The organism is Lujinxingia sediminis, assembly GCF_004005565.1.
Taxonomy (GTDB): domain Bacteria; phylum Myxococcota_A; class Bradymonadia; order Bradymonadales; family Bradymonadaceae; genus Lujinxingia; species Lujinxingia sediminis.
Window position 1 is genome coordinate 391,237 of the sequence record NZ_SADD01000002.1, and the last position, 21,887, is coordinate 413,123.

The 21,887-nt window shown below is 65.4% G+C and carries 17 protein-coding genes; 7 read left to right on the top strand and 10 right to left on the bottom strand.

The window, feature by feature from the left end; genetic code table 11:
* Positions 1–18 precede the first annotated feature (18 nt).
* Together EA187_RS07200 and EA187_RS07205 are read right to left on the bottom strand one after the other, a co-directional pair.
* Positions 19–705: a hypothetical protein gene (locus tag EA187_RS07200; protein WP_127779788.1), complete on the bottom strand. Its 687-nt coding sequence runs from the start codon at positions 703–705 to the stop codon at positions 19–21.
* On the bottom strand, positions 702–1,313 hold the full coding sequence (locus EA187_RS07205; RefSeq protein WP_164856081.1) for a hypothetical protein: 612 nt from the start codon (positions 1,311–1,313) through the stop codon (positions 702–704). Before EA187_RS07205 ends, EA187_RS07200 begins: the two co-directional genes overlap by 4 nt.
* On the opposite strand from EA187_RS07205, the gene EA187_RS07210 reads away from it, so the two are divergent.
* Entirely contained in the window at positions 1,312–2,496 is a 1,185-nt protein-coding gene (locus EA187_RS07210) for a LuxE/PaaK family acyltransferase (RefSeq protein ID WP_164856082.1), read from the top strand. The genes EA187_RS07205 and EA187_RS07210 overlap by 2 nt on opposite strands.
* Before the next feature lie 17 nt (positions 2,497–2,513).
* Here EA187_RS07210 and EA187_RS07215 read toward each other — a convergent pair whose 3' ends face one another.
* Both EA187_RS07215 and EA187_RS07220 read right to left on the bottom strand, forming a co-directional pair.
* Positions 2,514–3,605, bottom strand: coding sequence for an acyl-CoA reductase (locus EA187_RS07215; protein WP_164856083.1), 1,092 nt, complete (start codon positions 3,603–3,605; stop codon positions 2,514–2,516).
* Between the two features lie 2 nt (positions 3,606–3,607).
* Positions 3,608–5,287: a hypothetical protein gene (locus tag EA187_RS07220; RefSeq protein ID WP_127779792.1), complete on the bottom strand. Its 1,680-nt coding sequence runs from the start codon at positions 5,285–5,287 to the stop codon at positions 3,608–3,610.
* Here EA187_RS07220 and EA187_RS07225 point away from each other — a divergent pair.
* The gene (locus tag EA187_RS07225) at positions 5,280–6,794 is read left to right on the top strand and encodes a serine/threonine-protein kinase (RefSeq protein ID WP_115607724.1); all 1,515 of its coding nucleotides are present in this window, start codon (positions 5,280–5,282) and stop codon (positions 6,792–6,794) included. The genes EA187_RS07220 and EA187_RS07225 overlap by 8 nt on opposite strands.
* Here EA187_RS07225 and orn read toward each other — a convergent pair whose 3' ends face one another.
* The gene (orn, locus tag EA187_RS07230; protein WP_115607723.1) at positions 6,795–7,373 is read right to left on the bottom strand and encodes an oligoribonuclease; all 579 of its coding nucleotides are present in this window, start codon (positions 7,371–7,373) and stop codon (positions 6,795–6,797) included.
* A 176-nt stretch (positions 7,374–7,549) separates the two neighbouring features.
* On the opposite strand from orn, the gene EA187_RS07235 reads away from it, so the two are divergent.
* Positions 7,550–11,101: a serine/threonine-protein kinase gene (locus EA187_RS07235; RefSeq protein WP_127779793.1), complete on the top strand. Its 3,552-nt coding sequence runs from the start codon at positions 7,550–7,552 to the stop codon at positions 11,099–11,101.
* 3 nt (positions 11,102–11,104) lie between these two features.
* Here EA187_RS07235 and EA187_RS07240 read toward each other — a convergent pair whose 3' ends face one another.
* The gene (locus tag EA187_RS07240) at positions 11,105–12,709 is read right to left on the bottom strand and encodes a hypothetical protein (RefSeq protein WP_127779794.1); all 1,605 of its coding nucleotides are present in this window, start codon (positions 12,707–12,709) and stop codon (positions 11,105–11,107) included.
* Positions 12,710–12,910: 201 nt separating this feature from the next.
* Here EA187_RS07240 and EA187_RS07245 point away from each other — a divergent pair, with 201 nt between their 5' ends.
* Together EA187_RS07245 and EA187_RS20340 are read left to right on the top strand one after the other, a co-directional pair.
* Positions 12,911–13,363: a peptidase associated/transthyretin-like domain-containing protein gene (locus EA187_RS07245; protein ID WP_115607717.1), complete on the top strand. Its 453-nt coding sequence runs from the start codon at positions 12,911–12,913 to the stop codon at positions 13,361–13,363.
* Positions 13,360–14,613 (top strand): hypothetical protein, encoded by a 1,254-nt coding sequence (locus EA187_RS20340; protein WP_164856084.1) that lies wholly within the window; start codon positions 13,360–13,362, stop codon positions 14,611–14,613. Before EA187_RS07245 ends, EA187_RS20340 begins: the two co-directional genes overlap by 4 nt.
* Positions 14,614–14,642: 29 nt before the next feature.
* Here the strand turns inward: EA187_RS20340 and EA187_RS07260 are convergent, their stop codons facing one another.
* Positions 14,643–16,043, bottom strand: coding sequence for a FliM/FliN family flagellar motor switch protein (locus EA187_RS07260; protein ID WP_127779797.1), 1,401 nt, complete (start codon positions 16,041–16,043; stop codon positions 14,643–14,645).
* A gap of 113 nt (positions 16,044–16,156) precedes the next feature.
* Positions 16,157–16,756 (bottom strand): hypothetical protein, encoded by a 600-nt coding sequence (locus EA187_RS20745; RefSeq protein WP_430687893.1) that lies wholly within the window; start codon positions 16,754–16,756, stop codon positions 16,157–16,159.
* A gap of 25 nt (positions 16,757–16,781) precedes the next feature.
* Here EA187_RS20745 and EA187_RS21140 point away from each other — a divergent pair, with 25 nt between their 5' ends.
* Positions 16,782–17,153, top strand: a complete 372-nt coding sequence (locus tag EA187_RS21140) for a hypothetical protein (protein WP_430687894.1) — start codon at positions 16,782–16,784, stop codon at positions 17,151–17,153.
* On the opposite strand, the gene EA187_RS07270 is transcribed toward EA187_RS21140, so the two are convergent.
* Positions 17,140–18,474, bottom strand: coding sequence for a DUF1015 domain-containing protein (locus tag EA187_RS07270; protein ID WP_127779798.1), 1,335 nt, complete (start codon positions 18,472–18,474; stop codon positions 17,140–17,142). The two genes, EA187_RS21140 and EA187_RS07270, sit on opposite strands and share 14 nt — an antisense overlap.
* A gap of 456 nt (positions 18,475–18,930) precedes the next feature.
* Entirely contained in the window at positions 18,931–20,460 is a 1,530-nt protein-coding gene (locus EA187_RS07275; RefSeq protein WP_127779799.1) for an RCC1 domain-containing protein, read from the bottom strand.
* A gap of 637 nt (positions 20,461–21,097) precedes the next feature.
* On the opposite strand from EA187_RS07275, the gene EA187_RS07280 reads away from it, so the two are divergent.
* Positions 21,098–21,886: a rhomboid family intramembrane serine protease gene (locus tag EA187_RS07280; RefSeq protein ID WP_127779800.1), complete on the top strand. Its 789-nt coding sequence runs from the start codon at positions 21,098–21,100 to the stop codon at positions 21,884–21,886.
* Position 21,887 lies beyond the last annotated feature (1 nt).

Below are 21,887 nucleotides of genomic sequence, written 5' to 3' on the forward strand. Positions count from 1 at the left end.
GCCTCCCGACCGCGCCCATCAGTAGCGCCTTCTGGCAAGCATCCACATCGACATCATCACACCCACCCCACCTGTCGCCGCCACCGCGGCAAGACGCCCCGCCCCGGCAAACACATCGACCGCCTCTCCTCCGAACGCCTCTAAACTCGCATACGCGCTGGAAACTGGCACCCACCAATTCGCACCGGCCCATCCCAACGCCGCAAGCTGCGCTCCCACCACGCCTGCCACGACCGCCCAGGCCATCGGGCGCGCGCGCATCGCTGTCGCCACGAGCACACCGCTGCCCAGTCCGCTGAAGAAGAGCGCCAGCAACACCAGCGCCAGCCATCCCACCGGCGGCGATGAGGCTCCCATCATCACCGCCACCGCCACAAACCCCGCCGTAAACAGCACTCCCAGCAGTCCCGTCGCTCTCAATGCTCCCATCACCTGCGAGGTTGCGCCGACGCCCAGCGCCCCCTCCCGCACCCAACGCCCCCACTCCGAGCGCACCTCCCCACAGGCCACCCACGCCCCGGTCCCATAGACCACAGCCGACATCGCCTCCCACGCCTCCTCCCCCCCGGGCGAAATCCCCATCACCCCCAACGCCAGAAGGGGCCCGGCACACACCCACGCCCAGCTGCGCATACCCCCGGCCAGCAACGCCTCCAGCCGGCGGTCCGCCAACACCGCCGCCTCATACCCGTCCCACCTCATCATGCCACCTCCCGGGCCACAGCCACCGCCCCGCCCACCGGCTCCACCCCCTCAAGTCCCACTGCGCTGCCGCTGATCGCAAGCACCGCCCCACCTCGACAGACCTCCTTGAGCACCTTGAGCTTCACCTTACGGGCGGCCTCATCCCCCTCGATCATCACCACCCAATCCCGCGCTCCCAAAAGCGCGCACTCCCCGACCTCGACCTTCCAGCGTGCCAACGCGTCGAGATCGCGAAGCCTTCGGGCACGCACCTCGCCCAACCCCAACGTGGCGATCATCGCCTCGACCCGCTCACCGCGCACCTCCACCGGCTCATCACGAAGCCCCAGCTCGGCGGCGTAGCCCAGCAACCGCCCCACCTGAAGTCCCTCGTAACGCCCACCACGCTCCCCCCGGACATACCCCACTGCATCCCTTTCGCTCCGAGCCCCCCGAGCCTCTCTTGCCGCAGCCTGCTGCGCGATCAACGCACTCATCACCTCGCGGCAAGCCTCATCACTCCCCCCCACAAACGCGCGTAGCTCTCCGGCCCTCACCTCAAAACTAACCTCGTGCATGGTGCCCGACGCCCCCGCATTCACCCTGAGTTTTGTTGCCCGAATCACCATGCTACCCTCCGCCACGCGCCGCATCGGCCGCGCCGACCTCACATCTCCCTACGCCAACAGCCTGCCTGCTATGACCTCTCGCGACCAGCTTCTCAAAACCCTCCACGATGCCATCGCCGCCTGGAATCCGACCGACGATCCGCTGACCTGGCCCGAGCAGCGCGTCCTCGACCTCGCCAGGCCGCTCTTCAACTACCAGTACACCCACAACCTCGCCTACCGCACCCTCTGCCGCAACCGCGGCGTGGGTCCCTCGGCCGATCTTCGCCTGGAGCAGATCCCGGCGGTGCCCACCGACGCCTTCAAAGCCCTCAACCTCTTCAGCGGCCCGGAGAGTGTGCGGACCTTCCGCACCAGCGGCACCACGCAGGGCGCGCGCGGTCAGCATCATTTTGCCACCCTTGAGCTCTACCGCGCCGCCCTGCACCCGACCTTTGTGCGCTTCTGCAACCCGGAGAAGTCCGCGCTGCGCCTGATCATTCTGGCCCCCTCCCCGGCCGATCTTCCCGACAGCAGCCTCTCCTTTATGCTCGGCGAGCTCATGGAACGCTGGGGCGCACCGGGAAGTTGCTTTGTGGTGGAGCTTCGCGAGAACGCCTGGCACCTCGATCCCACCACCCTGGAGCGGGCCCTCGATGAGGCCAGCACCGGCACCACCCCCACCATGCTGCTGGGCACGGCCTTTGGCTTCGTTGAACTTCTCGATCGCACCCGCGCCTGCTGGACGCTCCCCGAAGGCTCGCGCCTGATGGAGACCGGCGGCTTTAAGGGACGCTCGCGCACCGTCGACAAGGCCGACCTCTACCGCCTCTTCGAAGAGCGCCTGGGCATCCCGGCGTCGCGCTGTATCAGCGAATACAGCATGACCGAGCTCTCCAGCCAGACCTACACCGACGCCCTGGCCAGCCCCGAGCCTACCGGTCGCCTCTTTGCCCCGCCCTGGCTCAACCTCTCGGTGGTCGATCCGCTCACGCTTCAGCCCTTGACTGAGCCCAGCACCACCGGCCTGATTCGTTTTATCGATCTTGCCAACCTCGACAGCGTCATGGCCATCCAGACCTCCGACCGCGGCATCCTCCACCCGGATGGCTCGCTGGAACTTCTGGGGCGCGCGCCCGATGCCGAGCTGCGGGGCTGCAGCCTGACCATCGAAGAGATCGTCGAGGGCGTCGACCCGCGCTGAGTCGCGTCCCGGAACGCTCAGAGCTCGGAGCACTCCACCACCCTGACCCAGCTCAGAAGGTTGGCCTGGCCATCATGCCACCAGCGCAGCGGCACCTGCTGCATCTGGCCGGCTGGCGCCACGCGCGTCGCCCCCAGCGAGGCGACGCGCTCCACAACGCCCGACCGCTCCTGCCAGGCCCCGGCCAGCGCCACCCCCTGGACCTGCCCCTCGCGGACGCCCACCGCCCGGGCGATATCGTCAACCTCATCGACCCGGTGCAGGCTCACCGCCTGCGGTGAGGACTCACCCGTCTCAAAGGGCTCCGCGGCCAGGCGCACATAGCCCACCCCGCGCACAAAGACTGCCCCGGTCATCTGAGCAAGGGTCAACGCCTGCGCCCGCGCCGAAACCGCCCCTTCATCAGGGGTATCGGCCCCGAGACGCACCTCAACCTGGGCGATAACTTCGGCCAACCTTTCGCCAAAGGCCCGACACCGCTCTTCTTGACCAACAAAAATCACCGCCCGCACCGAAAAACACCCGGCCTGACGCCACATCACCACATCTTCGGCGATCTTCTGCGCCTCCCGGCGAAGTTCGATCGTCGGCCCGTCGATCATCACCGCAAAACTGACGCGATGCCCGTAACCTACCACCCGGGCGCCTGGCACCCGGGCGCGTACTTCACGGAGCGTTTCGTCGCTGCCGCTGACAACCACCACCGGGGCCTCGCGCCATCTCTCCCCCTCCAAAACCTCCCATCCCGCGAGCTCGCACACCGTCTTCCCGAACGCCTGCCCTCGCCGCGACACCTTCACTCCCTGGGGCACCCCCATCATCGCTCCGAGCAGCACCGGCCCGACCCCCGCCCCGGGAAGCGCCGGCCAGATATGACTCACCCGTTGTGGCCACATCAGATGCTGGCCCGGCCCCACCGCCTCAAGCTCGCGGCGGAGCGCTTCGGCGGCCCCCTCCACCTCCCAGCTCCGCATGTGCATCGCGAGCCCCTCGCGCGCCATCGCCTCCGGCCACCCGTCGGTGACCATCGCCTCAATGAGCGCATCCTGCTCTGCGTTAAGCCGTGCCACAATCGCGCGCCCCGCCTTCACATCCACTCGCTGCGCCATACTCACTTCGACTCCTGATCGCCTGCCGTCCGGGGCACCTCGTCGGCGATGGTCGAAGGGACGGCGGCCGAAGGGGTGCCGCCCGCCCAGGCGTCTTCCAGCCAGAGCACCACCTGCGCGCGGTCGACCCGCTCGCCAACTCCGGCGCGCACCTTCACCGCCTCAAAGGGCGTAAGCCAACGCGCCAGATCCTCGGGCCCCTTCTCCTCAAAGATCCCCCGGAGCGCTCCCAGCTCCACATAGATGCCCCCGCCGCTTCGACCGGCGAGCATCCCCTCGAGCCCGCGCCCCTCCATCAGACCGCCCTCGGTCTGCGGACTACGCTCCCAGCGGTTGGCATGGTCAAAGGCCACCGCGCTGTCGACCAACAGCACGTGATCATCGCCCAGAATCAGCGCCCACTTCAACTCGCCATCCTCGATCCAGGCGTACTGAATCATATGACGAATCACCTGGCGCTGCAGCTTCCCGCGGCTGACCTGGGTGAGTGAGTTGAGCATATCTTCCACCGGACGCCGCTCCTTGATCGGCAGGAGCACCGCATCCCGCGTGCTCTTCAGCCGTACCAGCCGGGCCAGCGCCTCAATGCCCTCCTGCTCAAAGAAGCTGCTCTCCAGTCCATAGATCACCACGAGCGCCTGACCGGTGAGCTGGCCGACGACATTGCCCATCACATCGACGCGAAGCTCCTCATTGAGCTCTTCGATCCATTGGTCGAGGCGCTGACGATCATCGGCCGAGAGCGAAGAGCGCACAAACTCCGCGAAGCGCTCCGGCGAGGCCGAGATACGCACCGCGCCGAGCACTCCGGGACGCACCAGGCCGCCGACCGGGGGAAGATCGCCTGCGGCCTCTCCCAGATCTTCGATACTGGTGGCCACCCCACGTACACCCGGAGTGCCCACCTCCAGCTCCACCTGGCGCCGGGTCGCATCGAGCCCCGCACGCACATGCACCCACCCCAGCTCACGGGCCATCCTCTGCGCCAGAATGCCGGCCTGGCCTTTCCCGCTAAGCCCCTCGGCCAGCCTGCCAGCCGAGATCATCGCCGAGATCGGCCGCTGTTGACTCGTCGTCAGGAAACGCCGATGCCCCTCCACCTCCAACGAGCGCTCCCCCAGGGCCAGCACATCCTCATCGAGGCGCGTCTTCGCCTCCTCATCCACAAGCCAACCCACCGCCCAGCGCCGCGCGTCCATCACCGCCCAGCCCTTCAATACCCCCCGTCCATCATGGAGCCGAAGCGCTCGTTGCGCCCCCTCCACCTCATGCGCCCGGGCCTCCATGCCCCACAACTCGCCAGCCTCCTCAACCTCGACGCCCGGCTGACGCCACCCGGCCAACACCACCTGCCCGTGCGCCAGATACCCCACCGCCGGTAGCCCGGCCCCGGCCCCCACCGACGACCACACCTGATCCAAGACCACCCCTTCAAGCGCCTCACCAACCACCGGGGCCCGATCCATCACCCCATTCAACGCGCTCTCCAGCGACGAGAGTTCCTCGGCAAAGATCACCACCTGCGCCGTCTGCGGGATCATCTCCCCCAGCAGTAACGCCCCCTCCTGGCCGGTCGGCGGGGCCGGCCTCTGACACCCATCACATCCCGCCCCGGCCAGCATCACCAGCACCAGCAGCCCCGCGATACCGCGCGGCAACACCCCGGATCTCATCATGTTCATCGTGTCCTTCAATCGCTCTTGGGACCATTCTCCTTTACGACTATACTACAGGGAAGAAGACACCGACCACCGCCCCGGTGATCCCCTGCTCATCCCTGTAGCGCCCGCCGGGCGCCTCGACTTCCTCAACCGCGAGCCGCCTGTGAAGAGCACCCTGATCGAGCTCCCCCCTGACTCCCAGGGCCTTGACGAGGACAGCATCGACTTCATCCGGGCAAACTCCGTCGAGGAGCTCGCTCAAAAAACCGCCATCAACTCCCAGGCGGTGCTCAACCGCGTTCTGCTCCCCGGAAAACGCTTCGGTGTCTACCACATCCTGGGCTTTGTGGCCGCCGGTGGCATGGGAGAGATCTACGCGGCCCAGCGCCTCAAAGAAGACGGCTCCCGCTCCCAACCGGTCGCCCTCAAAGTTATCACGGCCGAGTTCGCCAACGACTGGCGCATCATTGAGCGTTTCAAGCGCGAAGCGCGTATCTCCAAAGCCATCCGCTCCACACACGTGGTTCGCGTCTACGAGTTCGGCGAATCCCCCGACGGCCACGCCTTCCTCTCCATGGAGCTGCTCACCGGCGAGGAGCTCTTCGACAGCCTGCACCGCAATCGGACCATCCCCGCCGATGAGCTCGCAAAGCTCGCTCTGCAGGTCCTCAAAGGCCTCCACCAGATCCATCAATCGGGCTTTGTGCACCGCGACATCAAACCCGAAAACATCTTTCTGGCCCGCACCCCCGAGGGCGATGAGGTCGTCAAAATCCTCGACTTCGGGATCGCCAAACGCGCCGACCAGAAGTCCGATCCCCTCTTAAGCGTCGTCGGCCAGATCTACGGAACCCCGCAATATCTGGCCCCCGAGCAGGCCGTAAACCCCGACGTCGACCACCGCGCCGACCTCTACTCGCTCGGCGTCGTCCTCTACGAATGCGTCACCGGAAGCCTCCCCTTCGATGGCGACTCCTCCTACGCCCTGATCCTCGCCCACCAGAGTCAGGAACCCCCGCCCTTGCCCTCCTCGGTCGATCCGGAGTTTGCGGCGATCATTACCCGCGCGCTCGCCAAAGATCCCGACGATCGCTTCCAGAGCGCCCTGGAGATGGGTCAGACTCTCAAGCGCTGGCTCGACACCGACCACTGGGCTCGCCAGCGTCCGGTAGCGGACATCGGACACACCCCGCCGGTCATCGACACCTCGATGGACGATCTTCTCTCCACCTCACCGCGCCCCCCCACCACCGATGACAACCTCAACCTCACGCTCATCGGCGCTCCGGCCCACGCCCCCGAACATGCCCCTACCGCGGTGATGGCCCCGGAACATCGCGAGCCCGATCGGACCGACACAGCCGATCGGGTCGTCGGACCGCCCCCCGAAGACTCCACCGAACTTCGCTCCCCGCAAAGCGACGCTCCCCTCTCGGCGGCCGACGCCCAGAAAGCCCAGATCATCACCGGCATTGCACTCGGCCTGATCATCCTGGCGATTGGCTACGCCCTCTTAACCTGGGCCTGATCAGCGCCGCGTCGCAAAGGTCGCGCTGCCACCCGGCGCCACAAAGACCTCCGAGCGATAGAACTTCAGCTCCTCGATCGAATCCTTGATATCGTCGAGTGCCCGGTGGCTCTGCTCCTTGCGCGGCGGCATCGCCACCCCGGCCGGATACCACCGTCGCACCACCTCCTTGACCGAGGAGACATCGATGATGCGGTAATGCAGGTAGTCTTCAAGGCGCGGCATGTACTCCGCCAGAAAACGGCGATCCTGCCAGATCGAGTTCCCACACAAAGGTGCGCTCTTCGGGCCGCAATGCTCCTGCACAAAGGCCAGCGTCTGAGCCTCGGCCTGCGCCAACGTCAGCTTTGAGGCTTTCACCGCCGCAGTCAGCCCGGACTTGCCATGGTGCTCGGTGTTCCAGGCATCCATCGCGTCGAGCACCTCGTCGCTATGATGAATCACGAGGTTGGGCCCCTCGGCCACAATCTGCAGCTGAGAATCCGTCACGATCGTGGCGATCTCCAGGATCGTGCACGTCTTCGGATCCAGCCCGGTCATCTCCAGGTCCACCCACACCAGATTTCGATCACTTGCCATGCGCCCTGCTTTTTCAATGGTGAGTCGTCGTGCTGCGCCGGCGACCATCGCCAGCGCACTGCCCCCTGCCCTACCAGCCCCCCTGCAACCAACGCAACCTTCCCCATTCCATCCCGCCACGGCATCCTCTACACTACGTTACACCACAACCTCTCCCCCCTCCCGTGGCACCTCCTATGGCGATCTCCCTGGCAGACTTCACTCTCAACCGTCCCCTGGGCCGTGGTGGCATGGGCGAGGTATGGCACGCCACCCATAACCCCACCGCTACCGAAGTTGCGATCAAGATCATCACCAGCAAGCGCGCCACCGATCCGCACTTCTTAAAAAGTTTCCACCACGAAGTTCGCTCGGTGGCCCGCTTGAGCCACCCCGGCATCATCCGCGTCTTCGACACGGCCACCGTCTCGGCCGCCGAGGCCGCCCAGGCTCCCTCGCTGCTCACCCCGGACTCGCCCTACCTGGTGATGGAGTTGGCCACCGGTTCACTGCGCGAGTTCTCCGAACAGGCCCTGAACTTCGCGCAGCAGCGCGGCATCCTCCTGGCCATCCTCGACGCCCTGGCCCATGCTCATGCCCGCGGCGTGATTCACCGCGATCTCAAGCCCGAAAACGTCCTGATGGTGCACGGCCCGGCGGGCCCCACGCTGAAGCTCTCCGACTTCGGCCTGGCCCACGCCCTCGACGATCATCCCGACGCCGGGCAAAACACCCGCGTCGCGGGCACCCCGCGCTTTATGGCCCCCGAGCAAATTCTGGCGCGCCTTCGCGACCAGGGCCCCTGGACCGATCTCTACGCGCTGGGTTGTCTGGCCTTCTGGCTGGCCAGCGGCAGCCCGCCCTACTCCGGTACGACCACCGAAGACATCCTTCACGCCCACCTCCACCTCCCCCTTCCCCCGCTGGAGACAGACGCCGATCTTCCGTCTCCCTTCGGGGCCTGGATCGGGCGCTTGCTCGCCAAGCACTACGCCGATCGCTACCAGTTCGCCGCCGACGCTGCCTTTGACCTCCAACGCCTGGCATCCCCCTCCCCGGCCTCCCCGCTTCCCCCGCTGCCCTCGATTCCCACGCCCTCGCGACGCCCGCCCACAGCCACCCCCGAGGAGCCCACCGAGCTTGAGGCCACCCTCACTGCCCTACTCGAAGACGCCACCTTCGACCCGCCGGCAACGCTCTCCCGAGCCCCCCTGGACACCTCGCACACCCACGCTCACGGCCCCCTCTTCCCGCCCACCTGGGAGTCTCCTCGCGACCGCATCGCCCTGCGACCCGATCACCTGCGCGGCACCGGCCTCGGCCTCTTCGGGCTTCGCCCCATCCCTCTGGTTGACCGCATCCCGGCCCGCGACGCCCTCTGGCGCGCATTGCGCGAGGTCCACACCACCGCCGTCCCCCGGGCCCTCGTGCTCAGCGGCCCCTCCGGCGTGGGGAAAACCCGCCAGGCGACCTGGCTCTGCCAGCGCGCCCACGAGCGCGGTGTCGCCTTCGATCTGCACGCCCCTCACAGCCCCATTGCATCGCGACTTCAAGGTCTACCCGCACTACTCAACGACCTCTTTCGCTCCCACAACCTCCCCCATGACGCCCGCATCGAGCGCGTGCGCGACACCCTCAGCCGCATCGCTCCCCTGGGCCCCGATGAGCTCGCCGACTGCATCGAGCTCGCCGCCTTAAGCGCTCCGGGACACCTCCCCCGAAACCACCCGGCCGCTCAGAGTAGCCCGCGCCAGCGCTACGCGCTGATCGCTCGTACCCTCAAGCGCATCTTCCCCCACCGCCCCCTTATCCTTCACCTGGACGATGTCCACTACGGCCTCGACACCCTGCGCTTTGCCCTCTTTCTGCTCGATCTCCCCGAGGAGCTGGCACCGTCCACCCTCATCGTCGCCACATCTCGCGATGATCTTGTGGCCACACGCCCCGACGAAGCCCTGCTGCTCGATCGTCTCAAGGCGCATCCCCGCAGCAGCGAGCTTGCGGTGGAACCCCTGGCCGAAGACGATCATCGCACCCTGGTCCAGCATCTGCTCGGTCTGAACAGCGAACTCATCGAAGAGCTCGTCGAGCGCACCCGCGGAAACCCTCTCTTCGCCGTACAGCTCGTCGGCGATTGGGTCGCCCGCGACATCCTCACTCCCTCTGCCGAGGGCTTTCATCTGCGCCCCGGCGAGCAGGCCCCCTTGCCGGACTCCATCGACGCGCTGCTTCGCGACCGTATCTCGCTGCTCATCGCCTCCCTGGGCGCTGCCCATGAAAAAGACGCGCTCTTTGCCCTGGAGATCGCCGCCGCACTCGGCCAGGACATCGACCCCGGCGAATGGCAGGCCGCCTGCATGAACGCCGACGTGATCATCCCCCGGGATCTTCTCGAACGCCTCACTCTGGCACGCCTGGCCGAAACCGCCCCCGACCGCTGGCGATTTCTGCACGGCGCGCTGCGCGAATCCCTCCAACGCCTGGCCTCCGAGCATGACCGCTGGGCCGAGCACAACCTTCACTGTGCCCGCGCGCTGCAGGCTATCTATCCGGACATCACCCCGGAGCTCGATGCCCGCATCGGCCGCCATCTTCTTACCGCCGGCCACCACGCTGCAGCTCTGGAGCCGCTGCTTCGCGCCGCCGAACGCAACCGCCTCACCAGCGACTTCGCCAGCGCCCTGCAGCTTCTCGACCTGGCCGAAAACGCTCTCAGCCATCTCCAGCCCCCCGATGACGCCATCCACCTGCGCCTGACCACCGGCCGCGCCCGCACCCTGGTCAAGCAGGGCCACTCCGACCGCGCCCAGACCCTCATCGACGCGCTCCCCTCACACCCCGACCCACGGCTCGACGCCCAACGCCTTTTTACCGCCGGCGTCATCGCCCGCACCCGCGGCGAAATTCGCACCGGCCTGACCCTGGCCACGGACTGTCTTGAACGCCTCCACCCCCTGGCAACCTCCGACGCTCCACAGGCCATCGCCCGGGACTTCGCCAAAGCGCTTCAGCTCTTCGCTGATCTCAACTACTCCCGCGGGCACCTCGACCAGGCCAAAGACGCCTACCACCGCTCCCTGCTCTGGGCCCGGCGCGCCGACGCCCTCTCCGACCAGGCCTCCAGCTGGCTCGGACTGGCCTCCGTTGCACTGGCCGGCGCACACCCCCGCGATGCACTCACCCCCACCCAGACCGCTCGTCGACTCTACGAAGAGACACAGGATCTCTACGGCGTGGCTCAGTGCGACAACGCCCTCGGTGAGATCTACCGGCTGCTTCACCAACCCGGCGAGGCCCTGCATTTCTACCAGCTGGCGATCGATACCCTTCAGCGCATCGGCGTCTCTCAAACAGGCTCGATACGCTTTAACATCGGAATGTGCCTGGCCTCACAGCTCGACTTTGTGACCGCTCGCCCCCACTTCGAGCACGCCCTCAACGCCATGGAAGCCGCCAACGTCTCGGGCTACCTGGGCGTCGCGCATATCGCTCTGGCAGCCTGCGCCGCCTACACCCCCGACTATGACGCCTTCGACCATCACCTCCAGCGCGCAAGCCTCGCCCTGGTCAGCTCCGGGATGGTCAACCTCGACACGGCCACTCTGGCGGAGCTTGCCACCGACCAATGCCTTCGCCACCACGATCCGCAGCGCGCTCGGGCGGTGGCCTCCATCGCCCTTGACCAGCTTGAGCGCCTGGGCCTCGACGCTCGCGTCGCAGCCCTGCGCACCAAACTCCCCCCCTCCTGAGTCTCAGAGCGCCGGGAACCCCGCATAGACCCGATCGTGAATCTCAATGCTCTGCTCCGGCCAGATAATGTCCCCAACTTCCCAGAACTGATTGTTGGTGATGCGACGGCGACGCATCTCCAACTGCAGCTCCCCGCCCAGATAAATCCTCACGGTCGCGTAGCTCTCCCCGTAGCCGTGATCCGAGAAGTAGTACACCCCCACCCGGTACCGCACCCCACTCTCCGGCTCATTGAGGTTGATATTCTCCGGCCCCCACCCCGTCACATTATCAATATCGAGCCCGGGGTTATCGTTGGTGGCGCCCGCCACACCCCAGTCCGGGGTCTTGTTCTGCCAGTGACAATCCCACGGTGCGCTATTCCAGTCCCCGCCACGCCCGTCGCGAAGAAGGTGCAGGTCCACATCGCTTCCGCTGCGATCGTCGCGCCTGGTGTCGCGAGGCGTATCCCAGACCAGCTGCACATGAATATCCCGATCGGTACGCGTCTGGATCACCATCCGTGCCGGCTCGCAGGAGCGCGTACCCTCGGCATCGATCACATGCAGTTCGACCACATAGCGCCCCACAAGCTCCAGATAGAGCCGTTGTAACGAGGGGTCTCCGTTCTCGGTGAGCGAAACCGCCGTATCTCCCGGTCGCTCCGCCAGCGTCCACTCATAACCCACCACCGGTTGCCCGTCGGCCGCAATGCTCCCGCGCCCCGTCAGCTCAACCGTCTCCAGCGGGCGTCCCAAAAACTCACCGCGCGGCGCAGCCTCGGCGCCTCCCTCGAGCCCTCGCACCCCGATCTGAGCAATCGGGCAAGCCGGCGGCGCGCCCTCACCCACAAGCTCAACCTCGCGCTGGGGCTCCAGAAGATCATCGCTGTTCAGACGTACGCGCCCCCGGTACTCCCGCGACTCCGTCGGCGTAAACACCATCGGGATGAGCACCGTTTCCCCGGCGGCCAGCACCCGCTCTTCGCCGTTCGCATCTGCCGCGTCGGCCATCGCAAAACCGCCATCGCCCTCAAGCTCCTCTACCCACACCCGAGTCTCTACCTCGCGGCTGCAGTTGGTCGCCCGCAATGCCCGCTCAACCGGCCGCCCCCGCTCCACCATCCCGAAGCGAAGCGGCCCCACCGGCAAGAGCTCCAGGCAGGGAAGATCCGTATTGGCCAGAAGCTGAATCTCATGCTCAGCCTTCTCCGGATCATTGGTGCGTACTCGCATCACCCCCTGCACACCCTGATCGCTCTCAGCCCTGTAGCTTACCTGCACCAACACCGACTCCCCCGGCAAAAGCTCCCCGGGCAAACCGTCGAGAAACTCCGGGTAGTGCAGCTCAAAAGGCCCTTCTACGCTCACCGACTCCAACTCCAGACGCGCACGCCCCACGTTGATAAGCTCGGCATCACGAAACTCCTCCTGGTCCGGCGCCACGTCGGCAAAGATCAGACGAGTCGGCGCCTCCAATTCGGGCTGGCCATCAAACTCGTAGGGGCTCATGTCCCAGGGCACGAAAAAATCGCTGTAAGACACCACCACATCATCGGAGGGACACCCCGACAGCAGCAGCGCCAACATCCCGAGAATCACACCCGAAACCACAGCCGGTTTATGCATGTTCTGCTCCGCGCTCATATCGTTTTCGCTCGCCAGCTCATACCCTCAGGGTGCCGACGCTCATAAATTTCCTAACACGGCCCGATAGCTGTGCAACATTCATTCCCGACGCACATCGCCACGCTCGCCATCGCTGGACTTCCCGCCGCAAACACCATTTAGTAAGCTCTTATACCACATTGACAGTCGCAGGGATAAAATATGCCGCACCCCGGCCACCACCCTACCCACATCATCACTCGCCACGCCCCTCGCCAGCTCCTGATCTTCGTGCTCATCACGAGTTCACTCACTGTGGCCTGCGCACCCAATTACGCCTCCACCACGGCCTCCAGAAACGCACCAGCGCTGCTCAAGCTCGACGTGGAGCCCGACACCGCCGAGATCTACCTCAACGACGACTACCACGGCGTCGTCAACCGCTGGCGCGACCACACCTTAAACCTCACTCCCGGCGCCTACCGCCTCGAACTCCGAGCTCCGGGCCACATCCCCCAGCGCTTCGACCTCGATCTCCCCGCCGACCAGATCACCCGCCTGCGCCTGCGCCTGGAGCCCGATCTTCACAGCCCCGAGCCCGCAGACGACGCTCCCTCCACCGACCCGCTCCATCCGCCTTCTCCCCCTGACTCCGGCTCCCCCGATCTGCCATGACATCCTCCTCGCTCGACGCTGACATCCGCTCGCTTCCCGCACTGACAAAAGCCCTGGGGAACCCCCAAACCTCCATGGTCATCCTGCGTCCCGACGGCCACTGGCACCTCGAGCAAGGCAGCACACTCGCCTTCCAGAACACCCCGCTCTTGCCGACGACCGTCAACCGCATCCTTGAACATCTCGACGCTCATGGCCCCTCAAGCTGTCTGAGCCGCTGGTGGATTCAACCTCTGCCCGGCTCTCCACAGCCCTTCGCCCTACTCACCCCCCGGCCTGATATCGCCCTGTGTCCCCTGACTCAGAACACCCGAGAGCTGCTTCGCCCCCGCCTTAGCTCCCCCATCAACGGCCTGATCTTCAGCCCCACTGCCCTCCCACGTCAGAGCCTGCTCCTGTGGCTGACCACCCGTCTTCCCCATGAACTCCTGCTCTACGTCTCCCCCGTCCCCCCGATCGCGCCATCCAGCGTCCCCCTGATTCATCTTCAGCCCCCCCACGATCCCCACAGCCGCGCCCACCTGGCCCGACTCGCCAACAGCGCCTCCGCGCTGATGTGGGACGCACCTCTCGAAGCTGCCGATCTGCCGCTGCTCTACTCGCCACACAGCCCCGGCCACCGCTGGCTTGCCACCGACCTCGACCTGCTGCCCACTCGCCACAAAGACGCCATCCTCCCCCATATTGACCTCCAGATCGGGCTGCAGGCCAAAAACAACACCGCCTCCATCACCTTTTTGGCCACACGCCGCCCCGAGGGCTGGGCGACCCTCCTCGATCTGGAAGAGCGCGACGTTGCCGTCAGTTTTCCCATTCCTACAAACCGCGCCAACGATCCTACATCTCCGCTGACCCACACCCACCCCACCCGCGCCGAGATTTCCACGGCCGCTATCCTGCAAAGCGGTGAGATCGACCTCGACGTCCTCTCAGGCGATCCCCTCGACCGCCAGGAAACGCTTCAAAATATCACCGCCCCCAACCTCCAGGGTGAACGCCTCGATCGAACCCTCTCCCACCTCAAGGCCGACGTGGACATCGACGCCATTGAGATCCCCGACATCGAACTCGACCAGCTCCGCCAGACCGTCGAGAGCAAGGTCGCCCTGGACTCGCTTCGGGAACTGCGTGCTCAATCTCTCCACCGCACCGATGACACCACCGACGATACCCCCATCGAAGCCACCGATGAGATCGACGTCCCCGAAGCCATCGCTCGCCTCCACCACCAACGCACCTCCAAAGAGTGAGACGACGCAACATCTCGAGGGCTTCCAACTCAGCTGCTGACCTGCTCCACACGCACCCCCAGCCTGCCCTCCACCTCCACGAGCTCACCGCGGGCAATCTCCTGCGCGCCCACCATCAAGCGCACCGCAGCGCCCACCGGCGAGCCTGTCTCCAGCACCTGCCCCACCACCAGCCGGCTGAGCTGCCCGAGTTCCATGCGCACCTCACCCACCACAACCTCCACCTCAACCTCGGCACGTTCCACAGCCTCACTCATTGCAACCTCCCTGGGTTCATCATCACGCTCGGGTTCATCTACACACGGTTCACCAACCTCAAAAACCCACTCACGTCCCTCTCCCTCCCGCAAGGCCCCGGCCCAGCGAGCCTGCGCTCCAAACCTGAGCTTCGCGCCCAGACGCACGCCCTCCCTCCGCTCTATCGCCACGCCAGCCATCACCACATCGCCCGGCTCAAGCCCCCGGACCTCCTCCAACGTCAGCCCCACACACCCCACAGACAACCTGCCTACCCCGGGCATTGCTGCCCAACGTGCCAGCTCGGCCGCCGGAGCACGAAGCTGACCACGCACCATCCGCACAAGCGACCAGGGCATCGCCAGACGAAGCTGACCGCGAACCTCGCCACACGCCACCTCCAGCACCCACGCCACATAGGGCGGCCTTGAGGCCCGCATCAATTCCACCTTCGCCCTCCCCGCCAGAGGGTTAACCCCCCAGGTTACCTGCGGCCAACCACAACGTCGCATCGCCCCGGAGAACACCTCGCCAAGCACACAGCACACCGCCCCGTGGGCCTGCTCTCCGCCCAGATGCCTCAGCTCCAAAGCCTCAAGCCACCTGCGCGCCAGCCCCTCATCCACCCACACAAGCCCCCGCTCCCACCCCGGCATCACCCGCCACCAGGTCGAGGCGCCGGCGCTCAACGTCTCCCCATCATCGTCCCAATGCACCCCCACCCGGGCTCTCCCCACCCCGCACCAACGCTCACCGATCGAGGCCTCCATACCTCGGAGCACCTCCTGCCCCAGCCTCTCCCCGCCGATCACCTCAACCATATCAGCCAGCGCCTGCGCCTGCGCCTGAGTCACCGAGGCCAGCCGCATCCGATCCCAGGGACGCACCTCTCGGCTGGCCAGCGCAGCCTGCACACGCGCTCGACGCCCCGCCCCGGCCTGCGCCGCATCGATCACCGGGCGCGTCTTCGCATCAAGCGAGGGCATCGTCACCGTCGCCTCATCCGCCCCGGCCACCTCCACCGCGGCGCGCGCTGGTCTCCCGGGCCCGGCCACCGCGTCAACCCGCACCGTCACCGCCTCCAGAACCTCAGAGACCACCACCGTCGGCTCATCGTCGAGCTGCGCCTGATGCTCCCTGCGCATCTCCTGAAACCACCCGGGTAACTCCAACAGCTGCGTCTTCTCATCCACCTCAGACCTCATCATCACTGGCGTTGAACATCCAAACACACCTCCATCCTCTCCCCGAGCGCACAGGCCACCTTCATGCTGGCGTTTTGCTGCTCTTCACGCCCGCGGCGGCGCTACGTCACCACCTCAACCGCGTTGAAGCGCACACCCCGGGCCCCCGCCCCGCGCACCATCTCCGACTGTGCGCTCAACAGCTCCCGCGCCAGCCCCTCGTCGCTGGCCCGCATCCGCACCGCGTACCCGTCATGCTCCTTGAGCAACCTCACCCGCAATGTGCCTCGCCCGGGTACATCCAGCTCCAGAAACATCACCTTTCGCCCCTGGGCGTCCTCACCAGCCTGGGCGGCCTTGACCATCGCCTCCACGATCTCCCCGAGTTCTGCCGGCCCCTCGCCGACACCTTCACTTCTGGCCTCCCCCACATCCCCCACTCCGCGCTCCGGCCGAAATCCCTCCTCCGCCATCGCCGCCGCATCCTCCCCACCCTTCACATCACCCCTCGCGCAGCCTTCCTCGAGCGCCTCTCTCCTCCCCTTCACCCCCTGGCCGTCCCACTCGTCACCGCGGACCCGACTCCCCTCGGCTCCCCACTCCTTATCGCCCCGCTGCACCGCCCCCTGCTCCACCGCCCGCTCGTAGTAATCCCCCTCCAGGCGCGCATCCTGCTCACCGGCAAGCCGCCCCCCCTCTTCTGCGGCCAGGGCGTCCTTCAACGGCACATCCTGTGATGGCGCATCCTTGAAAAGCGCATCTTTTGAGGGCGCATCCTTTGAGGGCGCATCCTTCAAGAGCGCCGCAAACGCCCCCGGCTCCCCACCCCGACCGTCAGCCTTCGCCCCCGGAGGCACCGCCCCCCGGCTCCCCCGCACCTGCGCCCCATCTGGTGTCGACTGCCCGATCTTCAGCCCCATCAAACGTCCCTCCAATAGCAAGGCACACGCATCCCATCCCTGCGCTCACCTCCCTATTATCGAGCACCACGCATCAGTCTTGCGTCAGACCCCCGAATTTTTTGCAAAAAAAAGCGAGGCCCTCTCAGACCTCGCCCGTAAAACGCCCGGTGCACCTCCCTCAAAGGGAGGCTTCACCACAACGCTCAGAGAAGATTGATCACAAGCCCGCTCAACACCTTCGGATAGAAGAAGGTCGACTTCTGCGGCATCTTCCCGCCCGAGAGACACACCCGGTTGACCTGCTCCACCGGTGTGGCGTTCATAAACACCACCATCTGATGGCCTGGCTCATCGAGCGCAGCCCGCGCCTCCGCCCAACCCTTGACATAGGAGAGGTTCGACTTGGCCTCCTGCGCGGCCCGATCGATGCCCAGCATCCGATCGAAAAGCGCCTCATGAAGCACCGCCACATCGAGCCTGCGCACCTCCTCGGGCGTCTCCTCATCGAACACCGGCGCATCCACCCCGCCCACATACTGCACCAGCAAAAGCGCCTTATCGGCCTCCATCGCCACCACAAAGCTCGGATACTCCCGGCCGGCCGCCTCCAACTGCTCCCGCAACCCATCGAGATCGTCCAGGAGCTCCCATCCCAGCTCCTCCACCCGGTAGAGCCCGGCGTTCTCGAGTTGCGCGCGCAGCTTTGCGCCCTCAAAGCCCTCGACCGAATGCACCACCCGGTGGGTCGGAAACACCTGCAACCCCGGATCGTGCATATTGACCAGAAATCCCATCACAAACTCATAGGGCGCATCCGCATCGCCCTCCTCGGCCACCTCGCGGCGAAAATCCCGATACGCCAGCGCCGTCTCGTAGCGATGATGCCCATCGGCGATCAACAGTGGCCGCTCTTTAAGCCCTGCGGCCACCGCCTGTTGCACCTTCGCATCGCGCACCGCCCAGAGCTGATGGCGGATCCCATCCTCGGTGCGTATATCCAGCGCGGGCTCCTGCCCCTCCGTCGCCCCGTAGAGCGGTCCGTCGACCTCCCCTTGCTCATCATCGTAGAGAAAGAAGATCTGGCTGAGGTTGGCATCGGTGGCCTTCATCAACTCCAGTCGGTCGACTTTGGGCCCTTTGAGCGTGCGCTCATGCGGCAGCACCACCCGCTCTTCGTACTCTGCCAGACGCACCAACGCCATAAACCCCTGACGTCGATAGACCGTACCGGCCTCGTCCTCAAACTCCTGCACATGCACATAGATCGCCGGCTCCGGCTCCAGGATCATCACCCCCTGTGCGAGCCAGTCGAACATGTAGCGCCGGGCGCGCGTGTAGCGGTTATTCTCCCCATCATCCGAGGCCTGACGGCGGTTCAGATCCAGACGCACTACATTCTGCGGATGTCGCCGATACAGCTCCCCCAGCATCGTCTCGTCGATCACATCATAGGGCGGTGCCACAACCCGGGAAGCCTCATCCTCACCCATCGACTCCCAGTCGTACCGCACACCTCGAAACGCCTTTACTTCCACCATCGCCTGTCCTTCCTCGTCTCAAGTCTTCCGCTCAGTCAGCGTGCACCACCGCGACCGCCTCTTCGCATCCCCCGCCACTAACACACCCCCTCCCACCCCGTCGACACTCGCCAGCCCAACACGCGGCCCGCTGCAGACCTTCCCCCGAGTGCCAGGCCTTCAAACATACCGAATATGGTCGGGTGCCAGGCGTTCGTGCGCGCCTGGGAGGATCGGGTGCCAGGCCATCGATCATGCGCGATCGGGTGCCAGGCCATCGATCATGTGCGATCGGGTGCCAGGCCATCGATCATGCGCGATCGGGTGCCAGGCCATCGATCATGTGCGATCGGGTGCCAGGCCATCGATCATGTGCGATCGGAGGCTTCGTTCGAATGCCTGGCACCCGATCCCTCCTCATCAAAAAACCGGCCCTCACAGGCCGGTTTTTCGTCCATCCTCTTCTTAATCTACCCTTTAAAAAGGCCAGATAATCTCCGCGGCCTCGAAGAGCGGCTCCTCCCCGACCTCGCCACGGCCCAATTCCCCGTCGCTGTTATCACCCCAGCATAACAGGCCCTTATCCGAGGCACGCACCCCGCACGTATGCAGCTCTCCGGCGCTCACGCTCGCCCAGACCTCCTCGCCAGCCTGAGCCGGGAAAGGAAACTCGGTGGTCACCGGATCAAAGCCCAGCTGCCCGCGCAGATTCTGCCCCCAGCAATGCATGGTGCCATCAGCAGCCAGCCCACAGCTATGCACATCGCCGCTGGTCACCGACATCAACTCCACCGACCCCACCGACCGAGGCTTCGGCGCATTCTCCCGGCGCGTCTCCGCAGTTCCCAGCTGATACGAACCCCCTTCGCCCCAGCAATACACATCATCCGGCGAATCCCCGAGATCCAACACCCCGCAGGTATGCACGTCGCCCGCCGAAAGTGCTACAAAACTCAGCTCTCCCTCATACACCCGCGGCTCCAACACATCCTCCCCGTTCGTCCCCACAACGCCGGCATCCGCGCGTCCCCAACAATAGAGCACACCGGCGTCGGTTAGCGCGCACGTAAACCCGGTACCGGCGCTCACCGCCGACCAGGCGCCCACGCCATCAGCCTCCACCAACACAGGCTCGGCAGCCTCACTGACGTCGCCCCCCAGCCCCGTGGCTCCTTCACTGGAATCCCCCCAGCAATAGAGCGCACCACCGGCGCGAATCCCGCAGCTATGCGTCCCGCCAGCGCTCACGCTCTCCCAATCACTCTCCGCGCCCACCTGCGCCGGCGAGTCGGCAGACGTTTCGCCGATCCCCAGCGCCCCCTCCACGGAAGTGCCCCAACAATAAAGCTCGCCCGCATCAGAAATCGCACAGGTATGCCGGGCCCCGGCATCCACCGCAGACCACATCCCATTCACGTGGCGAGCCTCCGCCGAAGACGTCATCGCCCCATCCCCGAGCTGTCCCTCATCGCCCCGCCCGAAGCATACCAGGTGCCCGTCGAGCAAGATCGCGCAGGTATGACCTTCTCCCCCGCTCACCGCAGACCACTCCGGCGGATGCACCTCAAAGCTACGCGAGGCCGCAACCTCCCCATCGACCACCGCGTCGAGCTGATACGTCCCGTACTCCAGCCCCTCCAGATCAAAGGCAACCCCGTCCTCACACGCCACAGCCTCAGCCTCTCCCCCATCCAGGCTCAACTCACACGCCACCTCGCAGCTCTCCTCACAGCTGACCACCACCCCGCTCACGCTGCGGAAATACGTACGCCCCTCAGGAGTCCCACTGACGTCCACGCCCCCATCACTGCCACCACCATCGCCGCCGTCTTCCTCTACATCCGCATCCTCGCCACCATCCTCGCCCCCCACATCTCCGGCATCATCGTCACCCCCCACATCTTCCACCCCAACATCCTCTACTGGGTCCTCCTCCGGCTCCCCGCATCCCCACGCCGCACACAACCCCACCGAAAGCCCCAACGCCACCAACAGTTCACGCTTCATCTCGTCTCCTCCGACTCGAAATATCGATTCAGCACACACGCTAAAAAGGTCGCCAACCTTATCCCCAACCCGCTCTCCTCACACAAGTTTTGATTCGTAACACCCCGGTCGAAGGGCTGGCACCCGATCCTTTCAATGATGTACGGGTGCCTGGCACCCGTTCCTTTCAATGATGTACGGGCGACTGGCACCCGATCCTTTCAATGATGTACGGGCGACTGGCACCCGATCCTTTCAATGATGTACGGGTGCCTGGCACCCGTTCCTTTCCGTGATGTAAGGGCGCCTGGCACCCGTTCCTTTCCATGATGTAAGGGCGCCTGGCACCCGTTCCTTTCCATGATGTACGTGCGACTGGCACCCAGAACGAATCAGCGCGTTCGATGCCCTGGCACACGATCTTCTGGAACGAATCAGCGCGTTCGATGCCCTGGCACACGATCGTCTCGATGATGCTCGGACGCCTGCCCCCCCTCAACGTCCGCGCCCCCTCAACCAGAGACCTAAACGATCATCTCCTCTTCAGGGCAGAGCCCGGCATCGGGCAAGGACGAAGCGACTGCAACGCTACCGCAGATCCGCAGCGACGCCGCCGGCTTCGTCCCGCGGTGGTGATGCACTTCGTTCTGCGGAGGTGATGCGCTATATGGTCAACCTCCTCTTTCGTGGTCACCTTCTCCACATCAGCGACTGCGACGCACTCACTCCTGAGGCAACCATGGCCCAACACCTCCAGTTCTACTGGCCCCCCTTCACCCGCAACATCAAGATCACTCTGGTGGGCCTCTTCACCCTCTGGTTCGCCTCGGTCATGATCGCCCCGCTGGGGGCCTTCGTCGACGACTACATGCTGCTCTCCCGCAGCGCGGTCATCGACCAGGGCCAGATCTGGACGCTCCTTACGTATGCGTTCTGGCACGCCGACTTCACCCATCTGCTCTTTAATGGCTTTGTCCTCTGGATGTTCGGCGCCGAGCTTGACCAGCGCTGGTCGGCCGCACGCTGGTGGCGCTTCACGCTCCTCTGCGCGTTGGGCGGCGGGCTGACCATCCTCGCAAGCCAGCTTATTTTATCCACCAACTTCCCCACGCTCGGCTTCTCCGCTGCAGTGATGGGGGTGGTCGCCGCCTTCGCCTGGCGACACTGGAACGACCGTCTCAACCTCCTCTTTTTGCCCGTCACCGGAAAAACGATGCTGCTGGTCTTCATCGGCCTCGACATCCTCTTTGTCGTCGCCGGCCGCGAGGCCATCTCCATCGCCGGACACCTCGGTGGCATGGCCACAGGACTTCTCATCGCGAGCGACTACTGGCGCCCCTCACGCATCAAACGGGCCTTTATTCGCCGCCGCCAGCGCCGAAACTTAAAACTTCTGCGCGCTAAAGATGCCGACAAAACCCCCTCCGATCGCTCCCGCTTCAACTAGC